The organism is Pseudomonas sp. 13B_2.1_Bac1, assembly GCF_025466155.1.
Lineage (GTDB): Bacteria > Pseudomonadota > Gammaproteobacteria > Pseudomonadales > Pseudomonadaceae > Aquipseudomonas > Aquipseudomonas aylmerensis.
Window position 1 is genome coordinate 93,295 of the sequence record NZ_JANLOH010000113.1, and the last position, 15,685, is coordinate 108,979.

The window sequence follows — 15,685 nt, forward strand, 5'->3', positions numbered from 1 at the left end:
TTGTAAGGCGCCAATAATCCGCTGGAAGCTGTTTTCAAAGCGTCACGAGCACAGTCGTTCCTTCAGAACGGTGTTGGCGTGGGTTCGACCCGGTAGGTCAGGACCCCCGCCAACCCTCATCAGCTCCGTTCTGCAGGCGTAAAACTTTGAAAGCAGCTTCTGTGAGGAATGCCGGCAGCGCTGGCTTTGCGGCCCAAAAAGCCCCCGAGCGCATGCGTGCCGATCATTTCTGGATGAGCGTCCCGTGGGACCACTGATGAGGGTAATAACTGTGCTTGAAGCCTACCGCAAACATATCGAAGAGCGTGCCGCCCTGGGTATCGTTCCCCAGCCGCTTAACGCCGAACAAACCGCAGGCCTGGTCGAGCTGCTGAAAAATCCTCCGGCTGGCGAAGAAGAATTCCTCGTTGACCTGATCACCAACCGCATTCCACCAGGTGTTGACGAAGCTGCCTACGTCAAGGCCGGTTTCCTGTCTGCCCTGGCCAAGGGCGAAGCCACTTCCCCCCTGATCAGCAAGCAACGCGCTGTTGAACTGCTTGGCACCATGCAAGGCGGCTACAACATCGTGACGTTGGTCGAGCTGCTGGACGACGCCACCCTGGCACCTGTCGCCGCCGCCCAACTCAAGCACACCCTGTTGATGTTCGATGCGTTCCACGACGTCGCTGAAAAAGCCCGTAACGGCAACGAACACGCCAAGGCCGTAATCCAGTCCTGGGCCGACGGCGAATGGTTCAAGAACCGTCCGACCCTGGCCGACAAGATCAGCCTGCGCGTATTCAAGGTTACCGGCGAAACCAACACCGACGACCTGTCCCCTGCCCCGGACGCCTGGTCGCGCCCTGACATCCCGCTGCACGCCCTGGCCATGCTGAAAATGGCTCGCGAAGGCATCGTGCCGGACGAGCAAGGCAAGACCGGCCCGATGAAGCAGATCGAAGAGATGCGCGGCCAAGGCTTCCCGATCGCCTACGTCGGTGACGTAGTCGGTACCGGTTCGTCGCGTAAATCGGCGACCAACTCGGTACTGTGGTTCTTCGGCGACGACGTTCCCTACGTGCCGAACAAGCGCGCTGGCGGCTTCTGCTTCGGCAGCAAGATCGCTCCAATCTTCTACAACACTATGGAAGATGCCGGCGCACTGCCGATCGAATTCGACGTCACCAACATGAACATGGGCGACGTGATCGACCTGTACCCACATGCTGGCAAAGTCACCAAGCACAACAGCGACGAAGTACTGACCACCTTCGAAATGAAGACGCCAGTGCTGTTGGACGAAGTCCGTGCCGGCGGTCGTATCCCGCTGATCATCGGCCGTGGCCTGACCGAGAAGGCTCGCGCCGAGCTGGGCCTGCCGCCTTCGACCCTGTTCAAGCTGCCGGAAGCACCGGCTGAAAGCACCAAGGGCTTCACCCTGGCGCAGAAAATGGTCGGCCGTGCCTGCGGCCTGGCAGAAGGCAAAGGCGTTCGTCCTGGCACCTACTGCGAACCGAAGATGACCACCGTAGGTTCCCAGGACACCACCGGTCCAATGACCCGTGACGAACTGAAAGACCTGGCGTGCCTGGGCTTCTCGACCGATCTGGTAATGCAGTCCTTCTGCCACACCGCGGCTTACCCCAAGCCGATCGACGTGACCACCCACCACACCCTGCCTGACTTCATCATGACCCGTGGCGGTGTATCGCTGCGTCCAGGCGACGGCATCATCCACAGCTGGCTGAACCGCATGCTGCTGCCGGACACCGTCGGTACCGGTGGTGACTCCCACACCCGTTTCCCGATGGGCATCTCGTTCCCGGCCGGTTCTGGCCTGGTCGCGTTCGCCGCAGCCACTGGCGTAATGCCACTGGACATGCCGGAATCGATCCTGGTGCGCTTCAAAGGCAAAATGCAACCTGGCATCACCCTGCGTGACCTGGTTCACGCCATTCCTTACTACGCGATCCAGGCTGGCCTGCTGACCGTAGAGAAGAAAGGCAAGAAAAACGCCTTCTCCGGCCGCATCCTGGAGATCGAAGGCCTGAACGACCTGACGCTGGAGCAGGCTTTCGAGCTGTCCGACGCCTCGGCTGAACGTTCGGCTGCCGGTTGCACCATCAAGCTGTCCAAGGACTCCGTCACCGAGTACCTGAACTCCAACATCACCCTGCTGCGCTGGATGATCGGCGAAGGCTACGGCGATGCACGCACCCTGGAACGTCGTGCTCAAGCGATGGAAGCCTGGGTTGCCAACCCGGAGCTGATGGAAGCCGATGCCGACGCCGAATACGCCGAAATCATCGAGATCGACCTGGCCGAAATCAACGAGCCGATCCTCTGCGCACCGAACGACCCGGACGATGCCCGTCTGCTGTCGAGCGTTGCCGGCGAGAAGATCGACGAAGTGTTCATCGGTTCGTGCATGACCAACATCGGTCACTTCCGCGCTGCCGGCAAACTGCTGGAGCAGGTCAAGGGTCAGCTGCCAACCCGTCTGTGGCTGTCGCCGCCGACCAAGATGGACGCTCACCAACTGACCGAAGAAGGCTACTACGGCATCTACGGCAAGGCTGGCGCGCGCATGGAAATGCCGGGCTGCTCGCTGTGCATGGGTAACCAGGCACGTGTAGAACCGAACTCGACCGTGGTCTCGACGTCGACCCGTAACTTCCCGAACCGTCTGGGTGACGGCGCGAACGTCTACCTGGCGTCCGCCGAGCTGGCGGCAGTTGCCTCCACGCTGGGTCGCCTGCCGACGGTTGAGGAGTACATGGGCTACGCAGCGAAACTGGACACCATGGCCAGTGACGTTTACCGCTACCTGAACTTCGACCAGATCGCTGAGTTCCGCAAGATCGCAGCCAGCGCCAACATCCCGGTGATTCAAGCCTAAGGGTGTGTTGACGTAAAAAGACGCCGCGTACCGCAAGGTACGCGGCGTTTTTTTTGCAAGCTTCAAGCTGCAAGCCTCAAGCCTCAAGCCTCAAGCTTAGAGCTTGTCGCTTGTAGCTTGCAGCTCCTAGCTTGTGCTGACCTCCAGCGCCAGTTGCACCGCGCCGTCGACGCTCAGGCCGCTGAGCAGCACCTGCGGCGCCAACGCCTCGGGCAGTCCCTGCAGCACCTCGCGGGCGTCATGCCGCACACGGGCCAGCACCAGGCGCTTGCCCTCCCCGCGCACCTGGGCAAAAAACCCTGCCAGTGCTTCGATACTGGTGCCGTCAAGGTCAGGCGACTCTTCCAGGCTCAGCACCACTGCGTCGACCGGAGACTGACGCATCAAGCGCAACGCCGCGCCCAGGATGCGCTCGGCATTCGCGAAAAACAGCGCCTCACTGGGCCGCACGATCAATACCCCGGGCACTGCCACGGCTTCGGGATGGTGCAGGCGATCGACAAAGTCGTGGCTGTTGCCCAGGCGCCCGAGCACCTGCAGGTCGGCTGAGGACATCTGGCGCAACATCAGCATCACGCTGATTGCAACCGACACCAGCAAGCCATCCAGCACGCCGAGCAACAGCACGGCCGCTACCGCGCAGACCACCAGCAACCGATCGCGCCGCCAGATGAAATAACGCCCCAGGGGTTGCAGGCTCAAGCCTCGACCCAAGGCATAGATGACGACGGCCGCCAGCACCGGCTCCGGGGTGAGCGCGACATACGGCAACACCGTCAGCACAATCACCAGGATCACCAGCGCGGCGAAGATTCCCGCCAAGCGCGAGTAGGCACCGGCCGCCTCGTTGGCCGAAGTCGCCGAGTAACCGGCACCCGCCGGCATGCCATGGAACAGCCCGGACACCAGGTTGGCCGCACCGAGCGCGAGCAGATCACGGTTGGATGACACCCGGTCGCCATGCTTGAGGGCGAATGAGCTGATGGAACCGTAGGACTCGGCGTACAGGATCATCACCAGCGCAAACGCCAATTCCCCCAGGCGCAGCCAGTCGGCGAACGGCAACACCGGCAAATGCCCCAGCTCCAGGCGCAGGTCGATCATGCCGATCAGGGCCACGCCGTGGGCCTGCAGGTTCAGGTATTGCCCGGCCGCGATGCCAAGCACCACGACCACCAGCCCGCCAGGCACGCGCGGGATGCGTGCGCACACCCAGAGCAGCAGCAACGCCACCCCGGCCACCATGGCCGCCGGCCAGTTCCACTGTGGCAGTTGCTCGAGCAATTGCGGCAGGAAGCGGACCAGGTTGTTATCGGTCAGGTGCACGCCCACCACACTCGCCAATTGCTTGAGGATGATGGTCAGCGCCAGGCCGAAGGCAAAGCCACGCAACACCGGCTTGGCGATAAACGAGGTGACGCCGCCGAGCTTGAACAGGCCGGCCAGCAGGAAAAACACCCCGGTGACCAGCACCAGCCCGAACGCCAGGGACAGCCGCAGCGCCGGGTCATCTGCGGCCAGGCTGGACGTTGCGGCCGCCAACACCGCCGCCGAAGACGAGGTCGCCGAGACAATCGCAAAACGGCTGGTGCCGAACAGGCCGTAGCACACCAGGCCGGCGAACAAGGCAATCACCCCGGCCTGGGGCGGCAGCGCGGCGATACTCGAATAGGCCACGGCTTCCGGCAGCAGCAGGCCAGCGATCGATAAGCCGGCGAGCAGGTCCTGGGTACGGGTGGGCGGCGCAGCCACGGGGGTAGCAGGTTCAATGTTCAAGCGGCCCGACCATCCTGGCAAATGAGGTGCGTCAGCTTAGCCTGCATTGAGGTTTTTCGAGCGCAAAAAAAAGCCGATTCGCGGTCTGCGCGAATCGGCTTTTCAGCGTAAGTCCCGCGATCAGGACAGCAGCGAGTAAATCAACGCGGTAATCGCCACCAGGCCGACCGCCGTGACAAACACGTTGGACGCCTGCCCACGGTACTTGGCCATCGCCGGTACCTTGCGGATCGCGTACATCGGCATCAGGAACAGGATCGACGCGATGATCGGGCCGCCCAGGGTCTCGATCATGCCGAGGATGCTTGGGTTGAGCGTGGCGACGATCCAGCACACCACCAGCATGAACGCGGCGGTGATGCGGTCCAGGGTCTTCGCAGCCGGACGCCGGCCGCTCTTGAGCACCAGGCCCTTGAGGCCTTCGCTGGCACCGATGTAGTGACCGAGGAACGACTTGGCAATCGCCACGAACGCGATCAACGGCGCGGCGAACTCGATGGTCGGGTTGTTGAAGTGGTTGGCCAGGTACGACAGGATCGACAGGTTCTGCGCTTTCGCCTCGGCCAGTTGCGCTGGCGACAGGGTCAGCACGCAACTGAACACGAAGAACAGCACCATCACCACCATCAACAGGTGCGCGCGGGAGAGGATCTGCGAGCTGCGCTCATCGGCGTGGGCACCGTACTGGCGCTTCTGGTCCACCGCGAAGGCCGAGATGATCGGCGAGTGGTTGAACGAAAACACCATCACCGGGATTGCCAGCCACAGCGTATTGAGCAGCGCGGACGGCGCCGGCACCACACTGGCGGTGCTGAGGATGCCGCCCGTCCAGTGAGGGATCAGGTACACCGCCAGGAACAGCAAGGCGACGATAAACGGGTACACCATCAGGCTCATGGCCTTGACGATTACCTGTTCGCCGCACCGCACCACAGCCAACAGGCCGAGGATCAGCACCAACGACAGGATCGCGCGTGGCGGCGGCATGATGTGCAGTTGATGCTCCATGAAGCTGCCGACGGTGTTGGTCAGCGCCACGCTGTAGATCAGCAGGATCGGGAAGATTGCGAAGAAGTACAGCAAGGTGATCAGCGCACCGGCGCGGATGCCGAAGTGCTCCTCGACCACGTCGGTGATGTCAGAGCCTTCGCGGCCGGACAGTACGAAACGGGTCAGGCCACGGTGGGCAAAGAACGTCATCGGGAAGGCCAGCACCGCCAGGATCACCAGGGGCCAGAAGCCGCCCAGGCCGGCATTGATCGGCAGGAACAAGGTACCGGCGCCAATGGCGGTGCCGAACAGGCCAAGCATCCAGGTGGTGTCCTGGCGGCTCCAGCTTGTGAGGGTTGCAGGTGTCGTTGCATAGCGTTCGTCGACGCTATTGGCCTGATCATTCATCCGGTCGGATCTCCGCATTTACATAGCCGGGACGAGTCAGAAAAACCTGACAGGCAGCGCCCCGACCATAGAAGGGGCGTGATTGTCCGGGATTCTCTTGAATAAGCAAAGACTTAGCTGAGGAACGGTTTGCCGGTGCAGCCGCTCCAGGGCCGCCCTGGGCGATGGTTGCCGGGAATGCTGAAACCGTTTCGAGCGATTGCAGCGTGCTATTCGTGAATGCAGCCAAGTCTTGGCGTATTAACTGGACTCGACGTATTTAGAGAACCTACCTACAACTCAATCAGACACTAACGGCTATCTAAATAAAATAATAAGTACACCACCGCGACAATTGTTACATAAGCCTACACAGCCATTGAGTCACCGCCAAACTTGAAACTAATATCGCCCGCAGCCGACCCGAAGAAAAACAACAATACCGCTCCCTTAAAACAACAGGAGTTCGACCATGCGAAGACTTAATGCTGTATTTACCAGCCTGTTACTCAGCTGTTTTCTCATCCCGCACGCCAGTGCCACAGAACACGTGTTACCTGAAGCGGACATTCACGCGCTGGCGTCTTCGCCGCAATGGCTAACCACCAAGGTCTATATCGAAGGCGAGCCGGACAAGGACGTCAAGGCCAACTACCCCGGCGTCGTTGGCCTATCCATGTGGGACCCACTGCGCAATCGCTATGAGTTTTTCTATACCGACACCGGCCGCTCAAAGCATGCCGATGGCGGCGGCGGATACTTCATGGTCACGGGCGACCGCAAGACGCATATCCTGATCCCGGACCTCGGCCCGAACCGAACCATCGTCAGGCGCCTGGAGAAACTTGATAACAGCGAATTCACTTACTCTCGCGAAGTTCCGCGCGACATGATCCCCACACAACCTCCCGTACGCATTTACGTAGTACACGCTCCGTATAAAGGCCCGCTCAAGACAGCCATGTCGAACTAATTAAACATTGATGTTTAGTGCTCTTCCAAACAACAAAGAAAAAGGTGCCCGACCATGAATAGACGCAACCCTCTTCGTTTGCTGTTAATACCTGCACTGCTGGCCGCCGCGCTGTTGCCCGCTGCAGCGACCGTTGCTGCGCCGCCAGAAAAAAATACGGCCATCACTGCCGATAACGCGGTCATGTTGACCGTGTTTCTTAAACACGATCAATCGCGCCCTCTGGGCGAGCTGAAGACGCAACTGGCCAAACAAGCGTTCCACGCCGTATTCCCACCCGCCGGGGTGGAGGTGGTGAGTTGGAACATCACCATGGGCATCGGCCAGGTCGTCGTGCTGCGCCTGCCGGCCTCGCGCCTGGCAGAGGTCAACCTGGCAATCGAAAACAGCGCGTGGGGGGTGTACACCACGGAATTTTTCCCCACCTACAACTTCATGCCCATCGCGCAAGCCGAGCAGGACAAGGCGCGACGCAGCGCCCCGCAGTGATCGCCTGAGCGCTGCTGCGCCCCGAATGCGGCCAGGGGCGCAACACGAGCGGCATCTAGGGACTAATACATTCCCGCACAAATCTATTTTAGAATGGCGCCCGTTGCTGTAGTTTTCATACAGCACCCGCCATTCTTCCTGTGAGCCCCGCCATGCCTCGCGTCTCCCGCAAACAAGCCGAACTCAACCGTGAAATCATCGTCGAGGCCGCCACGCACCTGTTTCGTGAGCGGGGGTTGCACGGCATTACCCTGTCGGATGTGATGGCCGCGGCCGGCCTGACCCACGGCGGTTTCTACGGCCACTTCGCGTCCAAGGAAGCCTTGGCCACGGAGGCCTGCCAGCAGGCCTTCGAGCACGCGAACCTGGGCTGGCAGGAAAAGATCCGCACCAGCGAAGACCGGCAAGCGGCGCGCCAGGCAGTACTGGCCCCCTATCTGTCGGCGGCCCACCGCGACAACCCGGGCGACGGCTGCCCGATTTCGGCGTTCACCCCGGACATGTGCCACGAGCCCGCTGACACAGCGCTGCAGCACACGTTCATCGACGGGGTCGAAAAGTCGCTGGAGATCTTTGCCCAGCTTCAGGATGAGGATCGCCAGGCGATGCTGGCGAAATACGCGATGATGATCGGCGCCGTCACCCTCGCACGTGCGACACGCGGCAATCAGCTGTCGGACGAATTCCTTGAGGCCGTACGAAACACCTTGTTGCCCGTTGACAGCCCCGCGCCTGTCCCAGCATGATCGGGCCATGAACCTGATTGCGCAGTACCTCACCCGTACCACCACCACGACCGCTCAAGGCGGGTCGCGCGGTGGCTGTGGGTGCTTGAACTAAACATCCGCAGATTCAACCCAAGGCCCCGCCAGCAATGGACGGGGCTTTTTTATTGCTCCGCCACCTGGCAATCACAAGGAGCAACACCATGGCTGACGCCCTGCTGATCATCGATATGCAAACCGGCCTGTACGATGGCCCGGAAAAACCCTTCGAACGCGAGCGGGTGCTGGACACCATCAATCAGCTGATCCAGCGCGCACGCGCGGCCCATGCGCCGATCTTCGTGGCCCGCCACACCGGTCCGGCGGGCTCTCCGATCGCCGCAGGCAGCCTGTTCTGGCAGCTGTGGCCTGCGCTGGACGTCGATGCGGCCCGCGATCAGCTCTTCGACAAGACTCGCCCGAGTTGCTTCCTGGGCACCGACCTGGCGCAGCAACTGCACGCCGCGCAGGTCAAGCAACTGGTGATCGCCGGAATGAAAACCCAATTCTGCATCGACACCACGTGCCGGGTGGCCGTGGAGCTGGGCTTTGGCGTGGTACTGCCGGAAGACGCGCACACTTGCATGGACACCCCGGCGCTGAAGGCCGAGGCGATTATCGAGCACCACAACGCCACGCTGGCGGGCACCTTTGTACAGCGGGTGAAAGCGGCCGAGGTCAGTTTCTGAACCGGCACGCGCTCGCCTTCGACCCTGCATTTTTTCTGACGCGGCGAAACGATATTACTTACAAATCGCGCATACTCGTCCCTTCAAACCCTTCAGGAAGAGCGTTCCGATGACCACCACTGTTCTGGTCCTGGTTGAAACCATCAACGAATACCTGCAAATCATCGAGAGCAATGACTTTCATGTGATCCTCGCGCCGACACCGGCCGAACGTGCCCAGGCCATCAAGGCCCATGGCGGACAGATCAAGGCGGTGCTGACGCGCGGCCCACTGGGGTTGTATGCCGAGGAAATCGCCGCCCTGCCGCTGCTGGAGATCATCTGCGTGATCGGCGCCGGCTACGAGCACGTGGACCTGCAGGCCGCGAGCAACCGCGGCATCGTGGTGACCAACGGCGCCGGGGTCAACGCGCCGTCGGTGGCCGACCATGCCATGGCGCTGCTGCTGTCGCTGGTACGCGGCATCCCGCAGACCGATGCGGCGGTGCGGCGCAGCGAGTGGCCCAAGGTGATGCGCCCGTCCCTGGGTGGCAAGCAACTGGGGATTCTCGGGCTCGGCGCCGTAGGCCTGGAAATCGCCAAGCGCGCAGCCCTGGGTTTCGGCATGGAAGTGAGTTATCACAACCGCCAGCCGCGCGATGATGTCGACTACACCTACTGCGCCACCGCAGTCGAGCTGGCGCGCAACTCGGACTTCCTGATCCTGGCCACGCCCGGCGGCGCCAGCACTCGCCACCTGATCGACCGCAATGCCCTCGACGCCCTGGGCCCCAACGGTTACCTGGTGAACATCGGCCGCGGCAGCGTGGTGGTCACCGCCGACCTCGTCGCGGCCCTTGAGCAACGCCGTATCGGCGGCGCCGCGCTGGACGTGTTCGACGACGAGCCGAAGGTGCCCGACGCCCTCAAGCGCCTGAGCAATACCGTGCTCACCTCGCACGTGGCCGGCCTGTCGCCCGAAGCCGCCCACGACACTGTGCAGCGCGTGGCCGACAACCTGGTGGAATACTTTGCCGGTCGCCCAGTGCTCACGCCGGTCACACTGCCAGCGCCCGAAAAATGACCGATCAGGCACGCTGATTATCGTCCAACACGCTAACCTATTAAGCCGCCCCGACCTTGTCGCTGGGCGGTGGTGCGCATTAGATTAGGAAATAGTCCGAGGCCTTTAGAATAAGCAGAAGGGATAAGCATGGCGCTGAACGACCAATCGACCCAGATTCGCCCAGGCGAAGAACTTGATGCCAGCCTGATCGATCCCTACCTCAAGGCCCATATCCCGGGCCTGAGCGGCACGCCCACGATCAGCCAGTTTCCGGGTGGTGCGTCGAACCTGACCTACCTTCTGGAATACCCCGGCAAGGAATTCGTGCTGCGCCGTCCACCGTTTGGCCACAAAGCCAAGTCCGCCCATGACATGGGCCGCGAATACCGCATTCTCAACCAGCTCAAAGACGGCTTCCCGTATTGCCCCAAGGCCTACGTGCATTGCACCGACGAGGCGGTGATCGGCGCCGAGTTCTACGTGATGGAGCGCGTCAACGGCATCATCCTGCGCTCCGACCTGCCAGCCGAACTGGGCCTGGACGCGACCAGGACCGAGGCACTGTGCAAGAGTTTTATCGACAAGTTCGTCGAACTCCACCAAGTCGACTACAACGCCTGTGGCCTGGCCGACCTGGGCAAACCCGAAGGCTACGTCGAGCGGCAGATCCGTGGTTGGAGCGACCGCTACGAAAAAGCCCTGACCCCCGACGCGCCGAGTTGGGAGAAAGTCCGCGCCTGGCTCAACGACAAGATGCCGGCCGACCACCCGACCTCGAGCATCGTGCACAACGACTACCGCTTCGATAACGTGATCCTCGACCCTCATAACCCGATGCAGATCATCGGCGTGCTGGACTGGGAACTGACTACCCTCGGCGACCCGCTGATGGACCTGGGCAACACCCTCGCCTACTGGATCGAGGCCGGCGACCCCGCGCCCGTGCAACTGATGCGCCGCCAGCCGAGCAATGCCCCCGGCATGCTTACCCGCCGCGAGTTCGTCGATTACTACGCTGAACGCGCCGGGATCCAGATCGACAACTTCGATTTCTACTACACCTACGGCCTGTTCCGCCTGGCCGGCATCGTGCAGCAGATCTACTACCGCTTCTTCCATGGCCAGACCCAGGACAAACGCTTTGCGCAGTTCATCCACATGAACAAGCTGCTGGAGCAGATGAGCCTGAATGTCATCGGCAAATCCGCGCTCTGATTGCACATAACAAGGAATCCCCATGTCCAAGACCAACCTGTTCGACCTCGACGGCAAGATCGCTTTTGTGTCCGGTGCCAGCCGTGGCATCGGCGAGGCCATCGCCAAGTTGCTGGCCCAGCAAGGCGCCCACGTGATCGTCTCCAGCCGCAAGCTGGAGGGCTGCCAACACGTGGCGGACGCGATCATCGCCGACGGCGGCAAGGCCACGGCCATTGCCTGCCACATCGGTGAAATGGAGCAGATCACCCAGGTCTTCGCCGGCATTCGCGAGCAGTTCGGGCGCCTGGATATCCTGGTGAACAACGCCGCCACCAACCCACAGTTCTGCAACGTGCTGGACACCGACCTCGGCGCGTTCCAGAAGACCGTCGACGTGAACATTCGCGGCTACTTCTTCATGTCGGTGGAAGCCGGCAAGCTGATGCGCGAAAACGGTGGTGGCAGCATCATCAACGTGGCGTCGATCAACGGCATTTCGCCGGGCGTGTTCCAGGGCATCTACTCGGTGACCAAGGCCGCCGTGATCAACATGACCAAGGTGTTCGCCAAGGAGTGCGCGGCGTTCGGCATTCGCTGCAACGCCCTGCTGCCGGGCCTGACCGACACCAAGTTCGCCTCGGCGCTGGTGAAAAACGATTCGATCCTGAAAATGGCCCTGGCGCAGATCCCGCTCAAGCGCGTGGCAGCCCCCAGCGAAATGGCCGGCGCGGTGCTGTACCTGGCCAGCGATGCGTCCAGCTACACCACCGGCGTGTCGCTGAATGTGGACGGCGGTTTCCTGTCCTGATCAAGCATTCGGCGGTTGCTGCCGAAAACTCACCGCCAGGCGGTTCCAGCCACTGATGCTGGACACCGCCATGGTCAGGTCCACCAGTTCCTGCTCGCTGAATTCCACGCGCACTGCCGCGAACAGCTCATCTGAAACGCTGGAGGTCGGCAGCGACGCCACCGACTCGCTCCAGGCCAGCGCGGCCTTCTCCCGCGCCGTGAAAAACGGCGAATCGCGCCACACGCACAGGGCAAACAGACGTCGCTCAGTCTCACCGCGCTGACGCGCCGCCATCGAATGCATGTCGGTGCAAAACCCGCAGTGGTTGAGCTGCGAGACGCGAATCTTGATCAGCTCCAGCAACGACTGTTCGATGGACAGGCCAAAGATCGCTGCCTCCAGCACGAGCATGCCCTTGAGCGCTTGCGGCGAAGCGGTGTAGTAATCCAGACGAGGTTCCATGGCGTGGCTCTCAGGCAGCGAATGCAATCACAACCTAGCCTAGAGCCCTCAAGGCATAAGCCCTATAGCCAATCCGGTGGTTTACGCAGAGACCATTTTGAGCGCGCCCCGCGAGCGAGTAGTCTTGGCGCAGATTGAATGCTCCTGGGTGAAACATGGAACTGCACATCGTGATCCACGGCCGCAAGGATCTGGCCGAACAGTTGTACCAGCAGTTGCGTGACGCCATCGGTTCCGGACGCCTGGCCGCCGGTGCGCAATTGCCGCCCAGCCGCTTGCTCGCCGAACAATTGGGCGTGTCACGCAAGACCGTGTCCGACACCTACGCGACCCTGACCTACGAAGGCCTGCTGGTCGGCAAGACCGGCCGTGGCACCTTCGTCAACGCCCGCGCACCGCAGACCGAACGCCTGCAAACCGGCGCCGACCTGGCCTGCGCTGCCAACCTGGCGACCTGGCAGGCGCTGCCCTCGCCCATGCGCCATCCCACGCGCGACAGCACCTTACGCTACGAATTTATCGGCGGCGCCACCAGCCGCCATCAGTTCCCGCAGGATGAATGGCGACGTTGCACCCAGGACGCGCTGCGGCGCATCGCGCAGAACAGTGGGTTCTACAGTCAGCCCGAAGGCTTGCCGGCACTGCGCAGTGCCATCGCCGGGCACATTGCGTTTTCACGCGGGGTCAACTGCCGTGACACCGACATCATCGTCACCAATGGCGCGCAGCAGGCCCTGGACCTGATCGCGCGGGTGGTGCTGGAACCGGGCAGCATTGTCGCCATGGAAGACCCTGGCTACAGCCCCGCGCGCCAGTTGTTCATGGCCATGGGCGCGAGCGTCGCGAGTGTGCCGGTGGATGCGCAAGGGATTCAGGTCGAGCAGATCCCGGCCGGCACGCGGCTGATCTACGTCACGCCGTCGCACCAATTCCCACTGGGCATGCCCATGAGCCTGCCGCGCCGGGAAGCCTTGTTGGCACGGGCGCTGGTGCTGGGCGCGATCATCATCGAGGACGACTACGACAGCGAATTCCGCTACGAAGGCCGGCCCACCGATTCACTGCAAAGCATGGACACCCGTGGCCTGGTGACTTACGTCGGGACCTTCTCGAAAACCCTGTTGCCGGAGCTGCGCCTGGGTTATGCGGTGCTGCCACCGGCGATCTACGGCGCAGTGCTCAAGGCCAAGCAATTGACCGACCAGCACAGCTCGACCCTGCCCCAGTGGGCGCTGGCCAAGTTCATCAGCGAAGGTTATCTGCTCAAGCACATTCGCCGCTGCCACACGGTGTACGCCGGGCGCCGCGAACGCATCCTGCAACGCCTGGCGGGCGACCTGTCGCCGTGGTTCGAAGCGGTGCCGACCGTGGCCGGGTTCCACATGGCGGCGCTGTGCAAAGTGCCGGTGAATATCGCGCTGCTGATGCAGTTGGCGCGCCAGGTGGAAGTGGGCCTGTACCCGCTCGACGTGTTCTTCCACGACGCGCCGGTACGCCCGGGCCTGATCATCGGTTTTGGGGCGATCGAGACGCTGGACATCGACCCGGCACTGGACAAGGTGCGCGACATTCTCCAGCAGATTGGCTAGCGGCTTTTCCGCCGGATTGGACATTGGTGCTGGCGCAAACAGGCTCTAGCCTGTGCACTCCCCCAGATTCTGGAGACCCTCGCCATGACCGAATGCGCCTTCAACACTGTTCATGTCCGCGCGGCTGCCGGGCGCTCGACGCAACTGGGCCAGCGCCTGGGGCAGATCGCCGAAGCCGTGCGCAGCGCTCCCGGTTGCCTCGACTATGCCGTACAACGCAGCCAGCAAGACCCCGACCTGTGGACCGTCAAGGGCCGCTGGGCGTGTGCTGCGCAGCTCTTGGCGCACTTCGAGCTGCCGGCCCTGCAAGGCTTTATCGCGCTCACCGCTGAACAACTGGCCAGCCGCCTGCATTTCGACCATTGAGCGATTGGTCTCCTGGCCTTTGCCAGGATTGGTCATTGGTCACCCGGGGCACGCGGCGTAGGGTGAAGAGGTCTCGAACTTCTCGGAAACTTCGCCATGAAACGACTGCTCGCCACCACCCTGATGCTCGCCTCCTTCAGCGCCTTCGCCCATGAACCCGTGTACAACCAGGAATCGATCAAGGTGCTGCAGGAGCACGCCCTGACCAATGTGCCCGGCAAGAAAACCATCATGCTCACCGTCGACTACGCCCCCGGCCAGGCCACCGTGCCGCATAGCCACACCGGCACCGCCGTGGCCTACGTGCTGGAAGGCGCGATCACGTCGCGGGTGAATGATGAGAAGGCCGTGACCTACAAGGTCGGCGAGTCGTTCTACGAGCCGGCCGGCTCGCGGCACTTTGAATCGAGCAATGCCAGCCAGACCCAACCAGCCAAGCTGCTGGTGGTGATGGTGCTGGATGACAAGGCCGAGGTGCTGACGCCGCTGAAGCAATAATCCACCCCGCCACTGCAGGCGCTGGCGTGCCGGCGCCTACAGGTTCAGCCGGGCTCAGGGGCGTATGAACTGGCGGCGCAGGTCGTCGATTCGGGGCCGGCACGCGCAGCCTTCGAGGTGGTCGTTGACCATGCCCATCGCCTGCATCAGCGCGTACATCGTGGTCGGCCCGACGAAGGTCCAGCCGCGTTTCTTCAGCGCCTTGGACAAACGCACCGATGCCGGTGAAGTCGGGTTGCCGGTCCAGTACGCCATGTCGACCACGGCCGGACGCTCCGTCTCGTCGGGCTCGAACGCCCACAACCAGCGCGCCAGCGAACCGGTCTCGTCGACCAGTTCACACGCCCTGCGCGCATTGTTGATGGTCGAGACGATCTTCGCGCGATTGCGCACGATGCCCGGGTCCTGCATCAGCCGCTCGATATCGGCCTCGCCATACTGCGCCACCCGGCGAAAATCAAAGCCTTCGAATGCCACGCGAAACTGCTCGCGCTTGCGCAGGATGGTGATCCAGGCCATGCCCGCCTGAAAGCCTTCCAGGCAGATTTTTTCATACAGCTGAATGTCATCCGCCACCGGCACGCCCCACTCATGGTCGTGGTAACGCGGGTACTGCGGCGCAGCCGTGCGCCAACTGCAGTGGGTCTGCCCGGTTGCATCCCTGGTCAGTCCGGGTTTATCCATCCATCACCTCCAAAGCCGAGCGGCGGATGATAAGCGAAAAAAATTCCCCTCCGCCAACCGCTCAAGCATCGGTGTTGGCGACCAACCGGTCAGACCGGGACTTGT

Annotated in this window: 15 protein-coding genes; 11 read left to right on the plus strand and 4 right to left on the minus strand. The window is 62.2% G+C overall.

Annotated elements, in window-relative coordinates; all coding sequences use genetic code 11:
• Nucleotides 1-271: 271 nt before the first annotated feature.
• Nucleotides 272-2,881 (plus strand): bifunctional aconitate hydratase 2/2-methylisocitrate dehydratase, encoded by a 2,610-nt coding sequence (gene acnB, locus NTD80_RS29285; RefSeq protein WP_065907939.1) that lies wholly within the window; start codon nt 272-274, stop codon nt 2,879-2,881.
• 126 nt (nt 2,882-3,007) lie between these two features.
• Here acnB and NTD80_RS29290 read toward each other — a convergent pair whose 3' ends face one another.
• Together NTD80_RS29290 and NTD80_RS29295 are read right to left on the minus strand one after the other, a co-directional pair.
• Complete coding sequence (locus NTD80_RS29290) at nt 3,008-4,657, minus strand: SulP family inorganic anion transporter (RefSeq protein WP_262135756.1); 1,650 nt, start codon at nt 4,655-4,657, stop codon at nt 3,008-3,010.
• 120 nt (nt 4,658-4,777) lie between these two features.
• Complete coding sequence (locus tag NTD80_RS29295; RefSeq protein ID WP_065907935.1) at nt 4,778-6,055, minus strand: serine/threonine transporter; 1,278 nt, start codon at nt 6,053-6,055, stop codon at nt 4,778-4,780.
• A 451-nt stretch (nt 6,056-6,506) separates the two neighbouring features.
• Here NTD80_RS29295 and NTD80_RS29300 point away from each other — a divergent pair, with 451 nt between their 5' ends.
• The 7 genes from NTD80_RS29300 (at nt 6,507) to NTD80_RS29330 (ending at nt 11,999) form a co-directional block, all read left to right on the plus strand.
• Complete coding sequence (locus tag NTD80_RS29300) at nt 6,507-7,007, plus strand: DUF4822 domain-containing protein (RefSeq protein ID WP_262135757.1); 501 nt, start codon at nt 6,507-6,509, stop codon at nt 7,005-7,007.
• A 54-nt stretch (nt 7,008-7,061) separates the two neighbouring features.
• Nucleotides 7,062-7,496: a hypothetical protein gene (locus NTD80_RS29305; protein WP_262135758.1), complete on the plus strand. Its 435-nt coding sequence runs from the start codon at nt 7,062-7,064 to the stop codon at nt 7,494-7,496.
• A 152-nt stretch (nt 7,497-7,648) separates the two neighbouring features.
• Nucleotides 7,649-8,242, plus strand: a complete 594-nt coding sequence (locus NTD80_RS29310; protein ID WP_065907930.1) for a TetR/AcrR family transcriptional regulator — start codon at nt 7,649-7,651, stop codon at nt 8,240-8,242.
• 182 nt (nt 8,243-8,424) lie between these two features.
• Entirely contained in the window at nt 8,425-8,949 is a 525-nt protein-coding gene (locus tag NTD80_RS29315) for a cysteine hydrolase family protein (protein WP_262135759.1), read from the plus strand.
• 109 nt (nt 8,950-9,058) lie between these two features.
• A complete protein-coding gene (locus tag NTD80_RS29320) occupies nt 9,059-10,012 on the plus strand; it encodes a 2-hydroxyacid dehydrogenase (RefSeq protein ID WP_065907927.1) in 954 nt (317 codons plus the stop codon).
• Between the two features lie 129 nt (nt 10,013-10,141).
• A complete protein-coding gene (locus tag NTD80_RS29325) occupies nt 10,142-11,209 on the plus strand; it encodes a phosphotransferase family protein (protein ID WP_262135760.1) in 1,068 nt (355 codons plus the stop codon).
• Nucleotides 11,210-11,231: 22 nt separating this feature from the next.
• Nucleotides 11,232-11,999, plus strand: a complete 768-nt coding sequence (locus NTD80_RS29330) for an SDR family oxidoreductase (protein ID WP_003190816.1) — start codon at nt 11,232-11,234, stop codon at nt 11,997-11,999.
• Here the strand turns inward: NTD80_RS29330 and NTD80_RS29335 are convergent, their stop codons facing one another.
• Entirely contained in the window at nt 12,000-12,443 is a 444-nt protein-coding gene (locus NTD80_RS29335; protein WP_213552988.1) for a carboxymuconolactone decarboxylase family protein, read from the minus strand.
• 155 nt (nt 12,444-12,598) lie between these two features.
• On the opposite strand from NTD80_RS29335, the gene NTD80_RS29340 reads away from it, so the two are divergent.
• The 3 genes from NTD80_RS29340 (at nt 12,599) to NTD80_RS29350 (ending at nt 14,896) form a co-directional block, all read left to right on the plus strand.
• Complete coding sequence (locus NTD80_RS29340; RefSeq protein WP_262135761.1) at nt 12,599-14,032, plus strand: PLP-dependent aminotransferase family protein; 1,434 nt, start codon at nt 12,599-12,601, stop codon at nt 14,030-14,032.
• 84 nt (nt 14,033-14,116) lie between these two features.
• The gene (locus NTD80_RS29345; RefSeq protein WP_065907918.1) at nt 14,117-14,398 is read left to right on the plus strand and encodes a putative quinol monooxygenase; all 282 of its coding nucleotides are present in this window, start codon (nt 14,117-14,119) and stop codon (nt 14,396-14,398) included.
• A gap of 96 nt (nt 14,399-14,494) precedes the next feature.
• Complete coding sequence (locus tag NTD80_RS29350) at nt 14,495-14,896, plus strand: cupin domain-containing protein (RefSeq protein WP_065907916.1); 402 nt, start codon at nt 14,495-14,497, stop codon at nt 14,894-14,896.
• A gap of 54 nt (nt 14,897-14,950) precedes the next feature.
• On the opposite strand, the gene NTD80_RS29355 is transcribed toward NTD80_RS29350, so the two are convergent.
• A complete protein-coding gene (locus NTD80_RS29355; RefSeq protein WP_262135762.1) occupies nt 14,951-15,580 on the minus strand; it encodes a DNA-3-methyladenine glycosylase I in 630 nt (209 codons plus the stop codon).
• Nucleotides 15,581-15,685 lie beyond the last annotated feature (105 nt).

Bases quoted from the DNA above. Each gene is read 5' to 3' on its own strand.
- NTD80_RS29330 (WP_003190816.1), top strand. From the start codon at position 11,232: ATGTCCAAGACCAACCTGTTCGACCTCGACGGCAAGATCGCTTTTGTG.
- NTD80_RS29355 (WP_262135762.1), bottom strand. From the start codon at position 15,580: ATGGATAAACCCGGACTGACCAGGGATGCAACCGGGCAGACCCACTGC.
- NTD80_RS29305 (WP_262135758.1), top strand. From the start codon at position 7,062: ATGAATAGACGCAACCCTCTTCGTTTGCTGTTAATACCTGCACTGCTG.
- NTD80_RS29335 (WP_213552988.1), bottom strand. From the start codon at position 12,443: ATGGAACCTCGTCTGGATTACTACACCGCTTCGCCGCAAGCGCTCAAG.
- NTD80_RS29310 (WP_065907930.1), top strand. From the start codon at position 7,649: ATGCCTCGCGTCTCCCGCAAACAAGCCGAACTCAACCGTGAAATCATC.
- NTD80_RS29315 (WP_262135759.1), top strand. From the start codon at position 8,425: ATGGCTGACGCCCTGCTGATCATCGATATGCAAACCGGCCTGTACGAT.
- NTD80_RS29340 (WP_262135761.1), top strand. From the start codon at position 12,599: ATGGAACTGCACATCGTGATCCACGGCCGCAAGGATCTGGCCGAACAG.
- NTD80_RS29345 (WP_065907918.1), top strand. From the start codon at position 14,117: ATGACCGAATGCGCCTTCAACACTGTTCATGTCCGCGCGGCTGCCGGG.
- NTD80_RS29350 (WP_065907916.1), top strand. From the start codon at position 14,495: ATGAAACGACTGCTCGCCACCACCCTGATGCTCGCCTCCTTCAGCGCC.
- NTD80_RS29320 (WP_065907927.1), top strand. From the start codon at position 9,059: ATGACCACCACTGTTCTGGTCCTGGTTGAAACCATCAACGAATACCTG.
- NTD80_RS29325 (WP_262135760.1), top strand. From the start codon at position 10,142: ATGGCGCTGAACGACCAATCGACCCAGATTCGCCCAGGCGAAGAACTT.
- NTD80_RS29300 (WP_262135757.1), top strand. From the start codon at position 6,507: ATGCGAAGACTTAATGCTGTATTTACCAGCCTGTTACTCAGCTGTTTT.
- NTD80_RS29295 (WP_065907935.1), bottom strand. From the start codon at position 6,055: ATGAATGATCAGGCCAATAGCGTCGACGAACGCTATGCAACGACACCT.